The following is a 14,828-nucleotide window of genomic DNA, read 5'->3' on the forward strand; positions in this document are numbered from 1 at the left end:
CTGGTCACCTGCGGCCGGCCTTTGAGGCGCGATGCCACAGCTGTTTGGCTGAATTACGCCATCATGTTTCCTAATAGAAAACAAAAAGGTCCGATTTGAGCACTTTAAGTGCGCTTGCCCAAAATTCGCTGATGGATTCTGGGGAAATGGCCAACCGACACCCTGTACGCACCGCCATAGGCTGAAGCGTCCCCGTGAGCCAGCTCACGGAAGCCCCGCGGCAGGGTTGCCGCGGCGGGGCAGTCCAACAGGAAGTAACGCCATTGCACACAGATCAACTTTCCAAGACGCTTAAACCGCGGCACCTGTCCATGATTGCCATTGCCGGCGTGATCGGCGCCGGCCTGTTTGTGGGTTCCGGTGCCGCCATCCAGCAGGCGGGCCCCGGAATCCTGGTGGCCTACGCAGCCGCCGGAATTGTGGTCATCCTGGTCATGCGGATGCTGGGGGAAATGGCTGCGGCCAACCCCGAGACGGGCTCCTTCTCCACCTACGCCGACAAGGCGCTGGGCCGCTGGGCCGGATTCAGCATCGGCTGGCTGTACGCCTGGTTCTGGATCATTGTGCTGGGGGTGGAGGCCACCGCTGGCGCGGCCATCATGCACCGCTGGGTGCCCGGGGTGGACCAGTGGGTCTGGGCGCTGATCCTCATGGTCCTGCTGACCCTGACCAATGTGGCGTCCGTGAAGTCCTATGGCGAGTTTGAATTCTGGTTTGCCTCCATCAAGGTGGCCGCCATCATCTTGTTCCTGCTCCTGGGCGTGGTGGCCATCCTTGGATTCATGCCCGGCGTCGCAGCTCCGGGCCTGCACAACCTGACGGGCAACGGCGGCTTCTTCCCGAACGGGCCCGGCGCCGTCCTGGCGGGCATCCTGGTGGTGGTGTTTTCCTTCTTCGGCGCGGAAATTGCCACCATTGCTGCCGGCGAGTCTGAGGATCCAGTGGACGCCGTCAAGAAGGCCGTGAAGTCCACTGTGTGGCGGATCCTCATCTTCTACATCGGCTCCATCGGCATCGTGGTGACCCTGCTGCCCTGGAATGACGCCTCGGTGGCCAAGAGCCCCTACGTTGCTGTCATTGAACTGTTCGGCATCCCCGGCGCCGGCACCATCATGGACATCGTGGTCCTGACCTCCGTGCTGTCCTGCCTCAACTCCGGCCTGTACACCGCCAGCCGCATGCTGTTCTCCCTGTCCACTCGGGGCGATGCGCCCAAGTCATGGCGCAAGATTTCCAAGCGCGGCGTCCCCGCCTCAGCCGTGCTGGCCTCCACCGTTGTTGGCTTTATCACCGTGGGCCTGAACTACCTGGCACCGGATTCGGTGTTCCTGTTCCTGGTGAACACCTCGGGCGCCATCGCCTTGTTTGTGTGGCTGGTGATTGCCATCTCGCAACTGATCCTGCGCCGCCGGATGGGAGCCGCGGCCAAGGACCTGGCCCTGAAGATGTGGCTGTTCCCGTACCTGACGTGGCTGTCCATCATCACCATTTCGGTGCTGCTGGTGGGCATGGTGATTGTGGCGGACACCCGCGAGGCGCTGCTGCTCTCCACCGGGCTGGCCGCCGTCGTGGTTGCCATCGGCGTGTACCGCTACCGCAAGGGCGGCAGCGCGCATGACGGTGCCGCGCCTGCGGCCGCAGGGGAGCCGACGGCGGAACTCGTGGAGGATGCCCAGTCCCGCGCCTGAGCCGCCACGCACGGATTCCTGTCCCGGCGGCACGGGCGATACGCTGGGACCAGCGCCGGCGCCAAAGATGCCGGCCGAGCCAATAGGAGTGTGAGTCGTGGTCAGTGCAATGGCGCCTGGGCATGTGGTTGTTGTCGGTGCGGGGATCATCGGATTGTCCACCGCCTGGTACCTGCAGGAGCAGGGCATTGAAGTGACCGTGGTGGACCGCGGCGGCGTTGCCAGCGGCTCCTCCTGGGGCAACGCCGGCTGGCTGACCCCCGCACTGACGCTGCCCCTCAGCGAGCCGTCCGTGCTCACCTACGGGCTCAAGGCCATGCTGGACCCGGCCTCCCCGCTGTACATTCCCTTCTCCGCGGACCCGTCGCTGCTGAAGTTCCTGGCCGGCTTTGCCCGCAACTGCACGCCCGGCAAGTGGCGTGCCGCCATGGGGGTCTTTGCCGAAGTGGGCCACACGGGCCTGGACGCCTTTGATGAAATTGCGCAGGCTTCGGGGCCGGGGGCCGAGCCAACGCACCCGGCCAACCCCTTCCTGACGGGCTTCGCAAGCCTCGCCGACCGCGACGCGCTCGTCAAGGAATTCAACGTGATCCGTGAAACCGGCGGCAGCGTGGACTACACGCTCATCTCCGGTGAGCAGCTGCGCGAACTGGAGCCCACCCTGGGCCCCGGCGTGGCGGCCGGCATTGAAATCAGCGGCCAGCGCTACATCAACCCGCCGGCGTTCATGGATTCGCTGGCCGAATCCGTCACGTCGCGCGGTGCCACCATCACGGGCGCCTTCAACGTGGTGGACATCCGCGACACGGGCACCGGCGTTGAGGTGATTGGCTCCGAGGGCCGCTCCCTGAAGGCCGACGCCGTTGTCCTCGCCACGGGTGCGTGGCTGGGTACGCTCGCCCGCAAGTTTGGAGTCAAGCGCGTGGTCCAGGCCGGCCGCGGGTACAGCTTCACGGTGGTGCCGGAGGCCATGCCCAGCCACCCGATTTACTTCCCCACGCAGCGAGTGGCCTGCACCCCGCTGGGGGACAGGTTCCGGGTGGCCGGCATGATGGAATTCCGCGACGCCGACGCGCCCCTGGACCCGCGCCGCATCAAGGCCATCGTGGAGGCCGCCTCACCCATGTTCACGGGCATCAACTGGGAGGACCGTGCCGAGGAATGGGTGGGCGCCCGCCCCTGCACCACGGACGGCTTCCCGTTGATTGGCGCCTCCCGGTCGCCGCGGGTGCATGTGGCCGGCGGCCACGGCATGTGGGGCATCGCCCTGGGCCCGCTGACCGGCAAAATGGTCGCCGCGGGATTGACGGGCACCGAGGCGACGGCCATCATGCGCCACTTCAACCCGCTTCGTTGACCCGTTGCGTTGACCCGGGCGGCGGCGCCGCGTTCCGGCTAGCTTAGCCCTTGCCGGGCGGCGGCGCCGTGCTGCCGCGCACCGTCAGCGTGGGCGTAAAGGTGGTGCTGGCCGGCTCCCCTGCCTCCGCAGCGGCATTGGGCGCGCGGTTGAGCAGTTCCTTCATCTGCGCCCAGGCCTGCTCGCCAACATCCTGGATGGGCACGGTTGCCGTGGTAAGCGGCGGGGTGGTGTAGCGGGCAAAGGGGATGTCATCGAAGCCGGTGACGGACAGGTCCTCCGGCACCCTGATGCCGCGTTCATTCAGGGCGCTGAGCAGGCCCATGGCCGTGAGGTCGTTGAACGCCATGATGCCCGTGGCCCCGGAGGCCAGCACGTCGCCGGCAGAACTGTGCCCGTCTTCAAACGTTGAGCCGTTGGAGAAAACCTGCACTTCAATGCCGCTGTGTGAGGCCTTGAATGCATCCAGCCCGGCCAGGCGGAGGCGGTGGGAGGAACTGCTGGCTGGTCCCGCAACGTAGGCGAGCCGAGTGTGCCCCAGCCCCACCAGGTGGGCGGCCAGGTCCTGGATGCCCCGGCCGTAGTCCACAATCACGCTGGGGCTGCCCGTGGCGTTGGTGGCCCGGTTGACCAGCACCAGCGGGTGCAGCGACGGTGCCAGCTCCTCCAATTCGGCAGCGCCCATGCGAGGCGCGCACAGCACCACGCCGTCACACCGCCGTCGTGCCTCCCCAGCGAGGATGGCTTCCTCGCTGGAGACTTCGGAGGAGTCCGCGATCAGCACGCGATAGCCGTCCTGTGCCGCAGCCCGGCTGACACCGCGCAGCACGCCCTGGAAGGTGGGGTTGCCCAGGTCCGGCACCACCACGCCAATGGTGTCCGTCTTGCCGCGCGCCAAGTTGCGCCCCGTGGGGTTCGGCTGGTACTTCAGCTCGCTGGCTGCGATCCTCACGCGCTCGGCAATCTGGGCGTCCACGGTCTGGTTGCCATTCATGACCCGGGAAACCGTGGCGAGGGAAACCCCCGCCCTGGCCGCAACATCGGAGATGCCTGTGCGGGTGGTCCGTACTCGCTTGGCCAATGGGTCTCCTTGGGATTGAGGGCGCCGGGACAGGGAGCCCCGTTGAAAAGAGGCGCTCCTTGACTCCGTGCCCAGAGTGTTGATACAAAGCATATAACGGATTGAGAAAACGCTTTCTCAATCATTCCCCAAAATGTCCGTCGCGGCAAAGCAGAAGTTCCACGGCGCCGGGGGCAGGCCCATTCCCAATGCAGCAACAGTGAAAGGCAGTGCAAGATCATGAGCAACCTTGCGACGTCCACGCCAGCCCCGTCAGGGGATGTGCCCACGGCCCCGGCCGCGAGGGCCCGCCTGGTCCTTGTCGGCACCGGGTCCCGTGCCGAAATGTACGTCCGGGCCATCCTGGGTGCACACGCAGACGTGGCCGAACTGGTGGCCGTCAGCGACGCCAACCCCGGCCGCGCCGGGCACTACCTGGCGCTCGCTGCAGAGCTTGCCGCGGCACGGCCGGCGGCAAGCGGCGATGTTGCCGGGGCGCCCCTGGACAGCTTTGACCCGTCCCGGCTGGCTGCCTACATCCAGGACAACGCCATTGACCGCGTCATCATCACCACCCCCGACTACACGCACGCGGACTACATCGTCGAGGCACTCACAGCAGGCGCCGACGTCGTGGTAGAAAAGCCGCTCACCATCGACGTGGACGGCTGCCGACGCATCAACGCTGCCATCGCGGAGACCGGCCGAAACGTAGTGGTCACGTTCAACTACCGCTATTCGCCGCGCAACAGCGCCCTGAAGGAAATCATCCAAAGCGGGGCGATCGGCAAAGTCACCAGCATCGACTTCAGCTGGATGCTGGACACCGTCCACGGCGCCGACTATTTCCGCCGCTGGCACCGCGAAAAGAAGAACTCCGGGGGCCTGCTCATCCACAAGGCCTCGCACCACTTTGACCTGGTCAACTGGTGGATCGGAGACTCCCCTTCCCGCGTCTACGCCTCCGGCGGCCTGCGCTTCTACGGTGCGGAAAACGCCGCCGCCCGCGGACTGGGCGAACGCCCGGCGCGCGGAACGGTGGACCGGGATGTCCGCGACCCGTTCGCCCTGGACCTGCGCGAGGACGACAAATTACGCGCCCTGTACCTCGACAACGAAAAGTTTGACGGCTACCTCCGCGACCAGGACGTGTTCTCCGCCGGCATCACCATCGAGGACAACCTGGCCCTGACAGTGGATTACGACGGCGGCCCCACCCTCAGCTATTCCCTCAACGCCCACAGCCCCTGGGAAGGCTACCGGGTGGCCGTCAACGGCACCGAGGGCCGGGCCGAGCTTGAGGTGGTGGAGCGCGCGGCAGTGCACAACAGCACCGACACCAAGAACGTGGTGGACCCCAGCGCCACCCCCGTCGAGGAAGAAGATTCCGTGCGCCGCAATGGCGAACGGCTGGTGGTCCAGCGCCACTGGGAGGCAGCCCGCGAGGTGCCAATCGTCAACGGCGAGGGCGGCCACGGCGGCGGCGACGTGCTGCTGCTTTCGGACCTGTTCAACGGCCCCGGCGAGGACCCGCTGGGCCGCCCCTCCGGCTTCCTCGACGGCCTGCGCGCCGTGGCCGTGGGCATCGCCGGCAACGAATCCCTCGCCACCGGCCAGGCCATGCGCATCCCGGAGCTGGGACTGGGCGCCAAGCTGTCCAGGCTTTCGGGGAAGGGCGCCTGAATCATGGTGAAAGTGCTCATCACAGGGGGCTCCGGGCGCCTGGGACGCAGCGTGGTGACGGGCTTCGCCGCGGCCGGACACAGCGTAGTCTCCGTGGACCGCGAGCCCCTGCCCGCCGATCCTGCATTTGGGCGCGTGGCCCAGGAATCCGTTGACCTGCTCGACGCCGGCGCCGTGGGCGAGGCCATGCGCCGGCACGCCCCGGATGCCGTCATCCACCTGGCGGCCATTGCGGTCCCGTTCAGCGCACCGGAGGCGGTGATCCTCAAGACCAACACCATGCTGGCGTTCAACGTTATCCAGGCCGCCACCGACCACGGCGTGGGCAGGATCATCACCGCTTCCAGCCCCACCGTGCTGGGCTACGGCAACCCCGCCGGCTGGCTGCCGGCAAGCTTCCCGTTGGACGAGCGCACCGCACCGCAGCCGTGGAACGCCTATGCGCTCTCCAAGCTGGTGGCCGAACAGGTCCTGCAAATGTTTGCTGCCGCCCACGGGGACGCCATCCGCTACGCCGCCTTCCGCCCCTGCTATGTCATCTCCCCCGAGGAGTGGCAGGGCGCCCCCACCCAGCAGGGCCACACACTGGCCCAGCGCCTGGCCGATCCGGCCCTGTCGGCGCCTGCCCTGTTCAACTACGTTGACGCCCGCGACGTGGCCGACTTCCTGGCCGTGCTGCTGGAGAAGATGGATTCCATCGAGAACGCCCAAACGTTCTTCGTGGGCGCCGCGGATGCCCTCGCCGTCGAGCCCCTGGCCACCCTGATGCCCGGATTCCTGCCGGGCAGCAGGGAACTGGCCGCCGGCCTGACGGGCAGCAGCCCCGCCTTTTCCATTGCCAAGGCGGAAGAACTCTTGGGCTGGACGCCGCAACGCAGCTGGCGCACCGAGCTCACCGACACCACCACCGCGGACTTTGTCGCCGCCGACTCACACTAGGAGACCCACCATGAATTTCGAAGGCGTTCTTTTCTTCCCCGTCACCCCGTTCACGCAGGACGGCCGCGTCGATGTCGGGCTGCTCAAGGAGCACATCGCCTCCCGCCTGCCGTTCAGCCCCGGCGCCGTCTTCCCCGCCTGCGGCACGGGTGAGTTCCATGCGCTCAGCCTGGCCGAGGTGGGCACCGTGGTGCGGGCCGCCGTCGAGGTTGTGGCTGGCGCGGTTCCCGTGATTGCCGGAGCCGGCGGCCCGCTGGGGCACGCCTTGGACGTGGCCCGCGCCGCTGAGGACGCCGGCGCGGACGCTCTCCTGGTGCTGCCGCCGTACCTGGTGGGTGCCCCTGTTGCCGGCCTGGCGGCCTACATTGAGGCCGTCGCCGCTGCCAGCACGCTGCCGGTGATCGTCTACCACCGCGCCAACGCCAAGTTCACCGCCGCGGCCATGGTGCAGCTCGCCGCGAACCCCAAGGTGATCGGCTTCAAGGACGGGATCGGCGACGTCGGCCTGGCGCAGGAAATCGTCTCCGCCGTCGGCGCCACGGGCCGCGACGATTTCCAGTTCTTCAACGGGCTGCTCACCGCTGAACTGTCCCAGGGCGCCTACCGCGGGCTGGGCATGCCGCTGTACTCCTCGGCCGCCTTTGCCATGGCCCCGGAAATCGCCACCGCCTACTACCGCGCCTACATGGACGGCGACGACGCCCGCCGCGCCGAACTGATCGAGGGCTTCTACGCGCCCCTGGTCCGCCTGCGCGACGAAACGCCCGGCTTCGGCGTCTCCCTCATCAAGACAGGGCTGCGGCAGGCCGGGCTGGCCGTGGGGTCCGTCCGCCCGCCGCTGGTCGATCCCACCGCCGAGCAGGAGGCCCGCCTGGCCGCCATCCTGGCCAAGGGACACGAGCTCGCCGCCAGCCACGCGCTGGCCAGCGCTTGATGCCGGCCGCCTGATGGGCGCCAAGATCACAGCCCTGCACACGCGCCTGCTGACAGTCCCGCTGCGCCGCAGTTGGGGGGCGGAGGCTCCGCAGAACCACGTCATTGCCACCACGGTGGAAACGGACGACGGCGGCACCGGTCACGGGTTTTCCTGGACACCGACCATTGGCCCCCAGGCCGTGCGCGCGCTGCTGGAGAATGACATCGCCAGCTTTGCCGTGGGGCTGCCGGCCAATCCGGAACCGCTGTGGGACGCCCTGTGGCTGCGCCTGCACGAGGCTGGCGGCGGCGGACTGACCACCATCGCCATGGCCGGGCTGGACCTGGCGCTCTGGGACCTGGCCGCCCGCAATGCCGGTGTTTCGGTGCCGGCATTGCTGGGCCAACGGCACGAATCCGTGGAGGTCTACGGCTCCGGCGTCAACCTGCACTACAGCCTCGAGGAGCTGGTGGCGCAGGCCCAGCGCTGGGTCGCCGCCGGGCATTCCGCCGTCAAGATCAAGGTGGGCAAGCCGGACATCGCCGAGGACGTGGAGCGCGTGGCCGCGGTCCGCAGCGTCATCGGCCCGGACCGCGCACTGATGATCGACGCGAACCAGCGCTGGGACCTGCCCACCACCATCAGGGCGCTGTCCCGGCTGGAACAGTTCAACCTGCACTGGCTGGAGGAGCCCATCCGGGCCGACGACCTCTGGGCCTACCGGCGGCTGCGCAAGCATTCGCCCGTGCCCATCGCCCTGGGCGAGAACGTTCACACCATCCAGCGCTTCCGCGACTTCATCGACGCGGAGGCGGTGGACATCATCCAGCCCAACATTGTCCGGGTGGGCGGCATCACCCCGTTTCGCCGCATTGTGGAGCTGGCCCGCACGCACAGCATCGCCGTGGCGCCGCACCTGCTGCCGGAGCTTTCCGGGCAGCTGGCGCTGACCTTGGCCAATCCGGTGGCAGTGGAGGACGTGGAAGACGCCTCCTTTGAACGGCTTGGCATCCTGGCCGGGCAGTCCCCGGTCAGCATCAGCAACAGCCGGCTCACCGGCACCGGCCGGCCAGGTCTGGGCCTGGAATTCGTAGACAGTGTCATCCCCAACTAAAGGACCCCTTTTCGTGCAGACCGCAACGCAAGACCTTCAAGAGCTGACCGCCGCCGCCCATGGCGCGGCCGGGGCTGCTGCAGCCGCCAGCGACGCCGTGCGCGCCTCCTGGCTGCTGGCCATCGCCGACGCCCTCGACGCCAACGTGGCGGAGCTGGTGGAGATTGCCGATTCTGAAACCCGCCTCGGCTCCGTCCGGCTCACCGGCGAGGTGGCCCGCACCACCGGGCAGCTGCGGCTGTTTGCCCGCGTCATCACGGAGGGCTCCTACCTCGAAGCCGTGATCGACCACGCCAACCCCGCCGCCACGCCGCCGTCGCCCGACTTGCGCCGCATCCTGCGCCCCGTTGGCCCGGTGGCCGTGTTCTCGGCGTCGAACTTCCCCTTCGCCTTCTCCGTGGCCGGCGGGGACACCGCCTCGGCCCTGGCCGTGGGCTGCCCCGTGATCGTCAAGGCGCACTCAGGCCACCTGGAGCTGTCCAGGCGCACCGCGGAGATTGTCTCGCAGGCATTGGCCGACGCCGGTGCTCCCGCCGGCCTGTTCGCCCTGGTCGCCGGCCGCGAGGCGGGAACCGCGCTGGTGCAGGACCCGCTCATCAAGGCCGTGGGCTTCACCGGCTCCATCCCGGGCGGGCGCGCCCTGTTCGACCTGGCCGTGTCCCGCCCCGAACCGATCCCGTTCTACGGCGAACTGGGCAGCCTGAACCCCGTGGTCATCACGCCCGGCGCGCTGGCTGCCCGCGGCAGTGCCCTGGCATCCGGGCTGGCGGCGTCCTTCACGATGGGGGCCGGGCAGTTCTGCACCAAGCCCGGCCTGGTGTTCATCCCGGCCGGAAGCGCATTTGGTGCCGAACTGGCCGCAGCCTGCGCGGGCAAGGCTGCCGCGCCGATGCTGACCGACCGCATTGCCGCGGCGTTCCCGGGCGGGCTTGCCGGCCTGGCCGCACAGCCCGGCGTCGAGGTGCTCAGCGGGACAGTGGAACAGGACGCGGAAACGGACGGGGCCTCCGCCGTCGTTCTTTCCACCACGGTGGCAAATGTCATTGCGCATCCGGCGCAGCTGCTGGAGGAGTGCTTTGGGCCGGCCACGCTGCTCATTGAATACGGCTCGGAGGCGGAGCTGTTCGCTGCGTTGGCCCTGGTTCCCGGGAGCCTCACGGCCACCGTCCACGCCGAGGACGGCGAGGACATTGCGGCGTTGGTGGAGCAGCTGAGCGGGCTGGCGGGGCGCGTATTGTTCGGCGGCTGGCCCACCGGCGTTGCCGTGAACTGGGCGCAGCAGCACGGCGGCCCGTACCCGGCCACCACCTCGCTGTTCACGTCGGTCGGTGCCACGGCCGTGCGCCGCTTCCAGCGCCCCGTGGCGTACCAGGACGCACCGGAGGCCCTGCTGCCGGAGGCGCTGCGCGAGGACAACCCGCTGGCCATTCCGCGCCGCGTGGACGGCACCCTCCGCCTAGCCTAAGCCCCGCCGCCCACCCATTCCGACCCTCGGTTGCAATCGGGGCGTTTCGAGCGGACCCTCGGTTGCAACCGGGGCACTTACTTCCGATGCTCGGTTGCAAAAGTGCGGGAGCGATCACCAAAACAGCCCCGATTGGAACCGAGCGTCTGGGTGCGCGGAGGGCTGCAGCGCCCGGCAATCCTAAAGCTGCAGGGTTGCCGGGCGGTGGATGCCGTTGACCGGCACCGACGGCCAGCGAGGGTCCATGCTCAGCGGGCGGATGCCACCGGCACCGAGCAGCACGGTGTCCTCGATCTTCACTCCGGGCGCCGACGGGTTCCACGTGAACGGCTGGTTGAGCGCCACGGTGTCGGTGACAGCGTCCGTGGCGCGGGGGTCGCGCCCCGCATATCCGGCGGGACCGCCCTGGTGGTGCAGGGTCCACTGATTCGGCCCGAAGCCGTGCCGGCCGTAGGCCACACGAATCTCCGCCAGGATGTCCCGGATGGCCGCGCCGGGAACGGTAGCGGCGAAAATGTCGGCTTCGACCTTGGCAATCCTGGCCTCGGCGTCCAGCTCGGTCGGGGTGCCGGCGTCGAACCTCACCCATCGGGTCACGTTGGCAACCATCCCATCGCGGCGTGCGCACACTACAGCCATGGCCCGGCGTCCCAGTGCGCCGCCGGTCGGCAGCGGATGGCGGAAATCCACCCGGGAATCACCGTTGGCCAGCAGCACCAGGGGGTCCGCGCCGGCCGCAACGATGCGCTCCGCCAGCGCAGCCGCAAGCTGCCGTTCGGTGGTTTGCGGCGTGGACATGGACAGGACATCGGTCAGGAGCTCGGCTGACTCCCGGCACAGCTGCTCGAATCGTCCCAGTTCGCCGGGCAGCAGCGAACGGCGCGCCAGGCGCAGCGGCACTGCCAGTTCCGCCTCGGAAGCAGGGGAAACGCCGGGCCCGAACCAGGCGGCCACATCGGCAAGGGAGCCGTACCAAGGCACCTCGTGCAGGGTGACGCCGTCGGGAATTTCCTCAGCGGCCAGCCGCCCGGCTTCGTTGTTGAACGTGACGAGGTGGTCGCCGTCGTGCGTGACCAGCACGGCCGCGATCGGGTCCCCGGCCAGGCTGATGCCCACGCGGCTGCCGTCCAGGTACCAGGTGAGGGCGGTGTGGCTGGTCAGCAGCACCGAGTCCCGCCCGGCCGCGGCCAGGATGTCAAGGACCCTGGCGCGCTTGGCGGCCCGGTCGGCGGCCTTCCGGCCCGTGTGGTTTCCGGCGACGGCCAGCGATGTCATTTGGCTCCTGTCCATTGCGTGATCTGTTCATCCGTGGCGATGCCGTCTGCAATGGTGACGGCCACCGTGCGGGTCAGGGATTCCCCTGGTTGAAGAACGACGGCGGTGTCCCAGGCAAGTGCCGACCCCACCCCGGGATAGCCCGCAGAGCGGACAAACCAGGGGTCGTCCGCTTCCGGCGGGGCTGTGAAGACGAGGGTGGCGGGCCCGCCGGCAAACTCTCCGGACCACGCCAGCCACGGGGCCCGGCTGCCGTGGACTGCATCCTCGCCTGCGGCGGACACGGTGCGGATGACAGCATTTTCCACGGGTGGCAGGCGCCAGAAGAAGCCGCCATAGCCACCTGCCTCACGGCCATTGGATCCGGGACTGCCCAGGCTGACCGGCGCGGAACCGGCCGGGGTGAGGCTGAATGACACGCTCAGTTCCCATGCGGCGCCGTCGAGAGCCTGCCAGGACCAGGTACGGATCTCTCGCAGGATTTCGGAGCCGTCCGGGCCCGTCCACAGCAGCTCCTCCGCTCGTGTTGCCCCCGTGTCGCGGGAAGAGATCCGCACAATCCGTCCGTGGTCCGGGCGCCACACGTAGCCGGCACTCTCCCGCCGGTACGTGCGTCCGCCCCAAAAATTCACGCCGTTGACATCCTGCAGGGCCACGCCAGCGCCGAGGTGCCACACGTGGTCAAGGGGCATGGCGTCCGTGACGATGACGCCGGCCAGTGTGGTGACGGGATGAAGGTAGGGGCGCGGTGAAAGCGTGCGCACCACGCTGCAGCCGCTGATTTCCCGGGCAACCTCGATGCCGGAAACCACCATGGTGTCCGTCGCCTCGGCGGGCCACGCCCAAGGCGCGCCAATTTCACTGAAGGTGGCTTGCGCCGCCGTCGCCCGCTGGATCCAGGCGCCGATGCCAGCCACGACAGGGTGCGCGGCCGCGCCCGCGCCCACCCACTCAACATGTTCGCTGGGGATGGGTGAGGGGTCCGGGGCGGTGCGCACGGCTTCCAGCACGCGCATGAACGCACCGCTGTTTTCCAGCGAGCTCAGAAGGGGCGTGCCGCTGGCGCGGTGGGCCAGCAGGTTCTCTAGCAGGTCGGCGCGAGGGTGCGTCTCCCGCGTGATGCCTGCGTCCGTGGTGATTTCCAGGACGTCCGTGGTGTAGTGAAAAACGGCCGTGCCGGCGGTCCCGTGGACGGTAACGAACGGTTCCAGCTGCTCCGGCGCGCACACCGTCAGGGCGCTGACGACGGCGGGACCCTCCTTGGGCGTGATGCGCACCGCGGAGGTGTCGTCGCCTTCGATGTCGTGGGCGCGGTAGAGGTCGGTTTCCACGGTAGCGATGGCGTCCGCAGAGTGAATTCCGGCGATGTGCAGGGCGGTGGCGACGGCGTGGGCCAGCGGGTTGGTGGTGACCCCATCCACCACGTCGACGCCGTTGATGGTGCGTTTTCCGGCCCAGCGCGAGCGCTGGTAGTAGGCCTTGTCGCGCAGCCACAGGCCGGTGGCGGAATAGCCCCGGATGGTGCCAAGCGTGCCGTTTTCGATGGCCTGCGCCAGGACCGGCAGGGCCAGGGAGCCCAGCGACTGGAAGCCGACCTGCACCGCCCGCCCGGCCGCGCCCGCAGCCTGGCGGAGCTCCTCGAACTGCTCGAGGGATGCGGCAGTGGGCTTCTCGAGGTAGACGTCAGCGCCGGCGGTCAGGGCGGCCAGCGCTAGGGCGGCGTGCGTCTGGATCGGCGTGGCGATGATGACCACATCCGGGTTGATGCCGGCGCCCAGCAGTTCGTCGAGGTTGTGGAACACCTCCACGCTGACGGCCAGGCGGCCGGGCTCCGGCGGGTTCGGGTCCGCCACGGCCACCAGTTCCAGCGCGCCTGCCTTTTCAAGCCGGTCCAGGTTGGCCAGATGGTGGACGCCAAAGCCATGCACGCCCACCAGCGCAATGCGGGGGATCCCGGCGCCTGTGCCGTCGGACGCCGCGGCCGCGGCCTGTTCCGTGGTGACCATGCGCAAAGTCCTTCTGGTTGCTGATGTGCCAAACGCTTTCCCTGGCTTCACTGTAGCTGAGAAAGCGTTTTCTTGCATCAACGACGCGGGGTTGCTGGTGCCCGGACGCGGCGGAGGATGCCGCTACGGACAAATGATCCCGATATATCGGGCTCATTTATCCGTTTCGACATCGTGGGCGCTCGCCGGCCCGCGGCAGCTACCCGGCAGTGCTCGCCCGCACCACCAGCTCGGGCCTGAATACCACCGATCTCGGCTTGGCTTCCGGATCCTCAAGCTGCTCAGCCAGCAGTTCCACGGCGGTGCGGCCTATGAGGGCCGTGGGCTGCCGGATGGAGGTCAGGGCCACCACGGCTGATGCTGCGAAGTCGATGTCGTCGTAGCCCACCAACGCCATGTCCTTGGGGATTCGCAGGGTGTGCAGCATCGTTACGGACTGCATGACGCCCAGGGCCAGGAGGTCGTTGGCGCAGAACAGCCCGTCGGGAAGGGCGGCGCGGTCGCGGGACACCAGTTCGTCCCCGACACTCCGGCCAGCCAGCACCGTCAGGTCGCCCGCCTGCAGCACTTCCAGCGTGGCGCCGGCTACCTCGGCCACGGCCTGGGCGGCGCCGGCCAGGCGGTCCCGGACCTGGTGGAAGTGCTGCGGTCCGGCCACAAACGCAATGTGGCGCCGGCCCAGGTCCAGCAGGTGCTTCGTGGCCAGGTACCCGCCGGAGGTGTCGTCAACGGAAACGGAGCTGAATTCGCCGGTGCCGGCCGGGCTGTCCACGAGGACCACCTTGGTGCCCCGCCCGGCCAGGGCTGCCAGCCGCTTGCCAATGTCGCCAGTGGGGGAAATGAGGACACCCTGCACCCTTTGCTCCTCAAAAAGGTCAATGTAGTGCAGCTCGCGTTGTGGGTCGTGCCCACTGTTGCCCAGCACGACGGCGTTGCCCCCTTCTGCTGCAGCATCCTCGGCCGCCCTGGCCAGGGAGGAGAAGAAGGGGTTGCCGATGTCCAGCACAATGAGCCCGATGCTTCGGCTTTGTCCGGCCCGCAATTGCCTCGCCACGTCGTTGCGCACAAATCCGAGTTCCGCGATTGAGTTCAGGACGCGGCCGCGCGTCTTCGCTGCCACCCTGTCCGGATAGTTCAGGACGTTGGACACCGTTCCCACAGCCACCCCGGCATGGCTGGCGACGTCCTTGATGCTTGTTGCGCGCATGGTCGTTCTCCGCTTCCGCGCTTGGTGGGAAAACGTATCCCGCCAAGCGGTGGTTGACATTGCTTCTGACTCGAGTGTACTTTGAACCGTATCAATGAATCGATTCAAAGGAATTGTG

The 14,828-nt window shown here is 68.2% G+C and carries 11 protein-coding genes; 7 read left to right on the forward strand and 4 right to left on the reverse strand.

Features of this window, described 5'->3' with window-relative positions; translation table 11 throughout:
- The first annotated feature begins 263 nt into the window (after positions 1 to 263).
- Together G6N77_RS16545 and G6N77_RS16550 are read left to right on the forward strand one after the other, a co-directional pair.
- The gene (locus tag G6N77_RS16545; protein WP_240902361.1) at positions 264 to 1,688 is read left to right on the forward strand and encodes an amino acid permease; all 1,425 of its coding nucleotides are present in this window, start codon (positions 264 to 266) and stop codon (positions 1,686 to 1,688) included.
- Positions 1,689 to 1,785: 97 nt separating this feature from the next.
- A complete protein-coding gene (locus tag G6N77_RS16550; protein ID WP_370875217.1) occupies positions 1,786 to 3,045 on the forward strand; it encodes an NAD(P)/FAD-dependent oxidoreductase in 1,260 nt (419 codons plus the stop codon).
- A 43-nt stretch (positions 3,046 to 3,088) separates the two neighbouring features.
- Here G6N77_RS16550 and G6N77_RS16555 read toward each other — a convergent pair whose 3' ends face one another.
- Complete coding sequence (locus G6N77_RS16555; protein WP_165183270.1) at positions 3,089 to 4,126, reverse strand: LacI family DNA-binding transcriptional regulator; 1,038 nt, start codon at positions 4,124 to 4,126, stop codon at positions 3,089 to 3,091.
- Between the two features lie 219 nt (positions 4,127 to 4,345).
- On the opposite strand from G6N77_RS16555, the gene G6N77_RS16560 reads away from it, so the two are divergent.
- From G6N77_RS16560 to G6N77_RS16580, 5 genes are read left to right on the forward strand one after another with little or no spacing between them, the layout of a single operon-like run.
- Positions 4,346 to 5,788, forward strand: a complete 1,443-nt coding sequence (locus G6N77_RS16560; RefSeq protein WP_165183271.1) for a Gfo/Idh/MocA family protein — start codon at positions 4,346 to 4,348, stop codon at positions 5,786 to 5,788.
- Positions 5,789 to 5,791: 3 nt separating this feature from the next.
- On the forward strand, positions 5,792 to 6,727 hold the full coding sequence (locus G6N77_RS16565) for an NAD-dependent epimerase/dehydratase family protein (RefSeq protein ID WP_165183272.1): 936 nt from the start codon (positions 5,792 to 5,794) through the stop codon (positions 6,725 to 6,727).
- Positions 6,728 to 6,737: 10 nt separating this feature from the next.
- Positions 6,738 to 7,661 (forward strand): 5-dehydro-4-deoxyglucarate dehydratase, encoded by a 924-nt coding sequence (locus G6N77_RS16570; protein WP_165183273.1) that lies wholly within the window; start codon positions 6,738 to 6,740, stop codon positions 7,659 to 7,661.
- A gap of 13 nt (positions 7,662 to 7,674) precedes the next feature.
- Positions 7,675 to 8,757: a mandelate racemase/muconate lactonizing enzyme family protein gene (locus tag G6N77_RS16575; protein WP_165183274.1), complete on the forward strand. Its 1,083-nt coding sequence runs from the start codon at positions 7,675 to 7,677 to the stop codon at positions 8,755 to 8,757.
- A gap of 13 nt (positions 8,758 to 8,770) precedes the next feature.
- The gene (locus G6N77_RS16580) at positions 8,771 to 10,222 is read left to right on the forward strand and encodes an aldehyde dehydrogenase (NADP(+)) (RefSeq protein WP_165183275.1); all 1,452 of its coding nucleotides are present in this window, start codon (positions 8,771 to 8,773) and stop codon (positions 10,220 to 10,222) included.
- A 180-nt stretch (positions 10,223 to 10,402) separates the two neighbouring features.
- Here G6N77_RS16580 and G6N77_RS16585 read toward each other — a convergent pair whose 3' ends face one another.
- The 3 genes from G6N77_RS16585 to G6N77_RS16595 form a co-directional block, all read right to left on the reverse strand.
- Positions 10,403 to 11,497, reverse strand: a complete 1,095-nt coding sequence (locus G6N77_RS16585) for a M24 family metallopeptidase (RefSeq protein ID WP_165183276.1) — start codon at positions 11,495 to 11,497, stop codon at positions 10,403 to 10,405.
- Positions 11,494 to 13,503 (reverse strand): DUF6807 family protein, encoded by a 2,010-nt coding sequence (locus tag G6N77_RS16590; protein ID WP_165183277.1) that lies wholly within the window; start codon positions 13,501 to 13,503, stop codon positions 11,494 to 11,496. Before G6N77_RS16590 ends, G6N77_RS16585 begins: the two co-directional genes overlap by 4 nt.
- 199 nt (positions 13,504 to 13,702) lie before the next feature.
- Entirely contained in the window at positions 13,703 to 14,710 is a 1,008-nt protein-coding gene (locus G6N77_RS16595) for a LacI family DNA-binding transcriptional regulator (RefSeq protein WP_165183278.1), read from the reverse strand.
- Between the last annotated feature and the right edge of the window lie 118 nt (positions 14,711 to 14,828).

The organism is Arthrobacter silviterrae (assembly GCF_011045165.1).
In the GTDB taxonomy this organism is placed as follows: Bacteria; Actinomycetota; Actinomycetes; order Actinomycetales; family Micrococcaceae; genus Specibacter; species Specibacter silviterrae.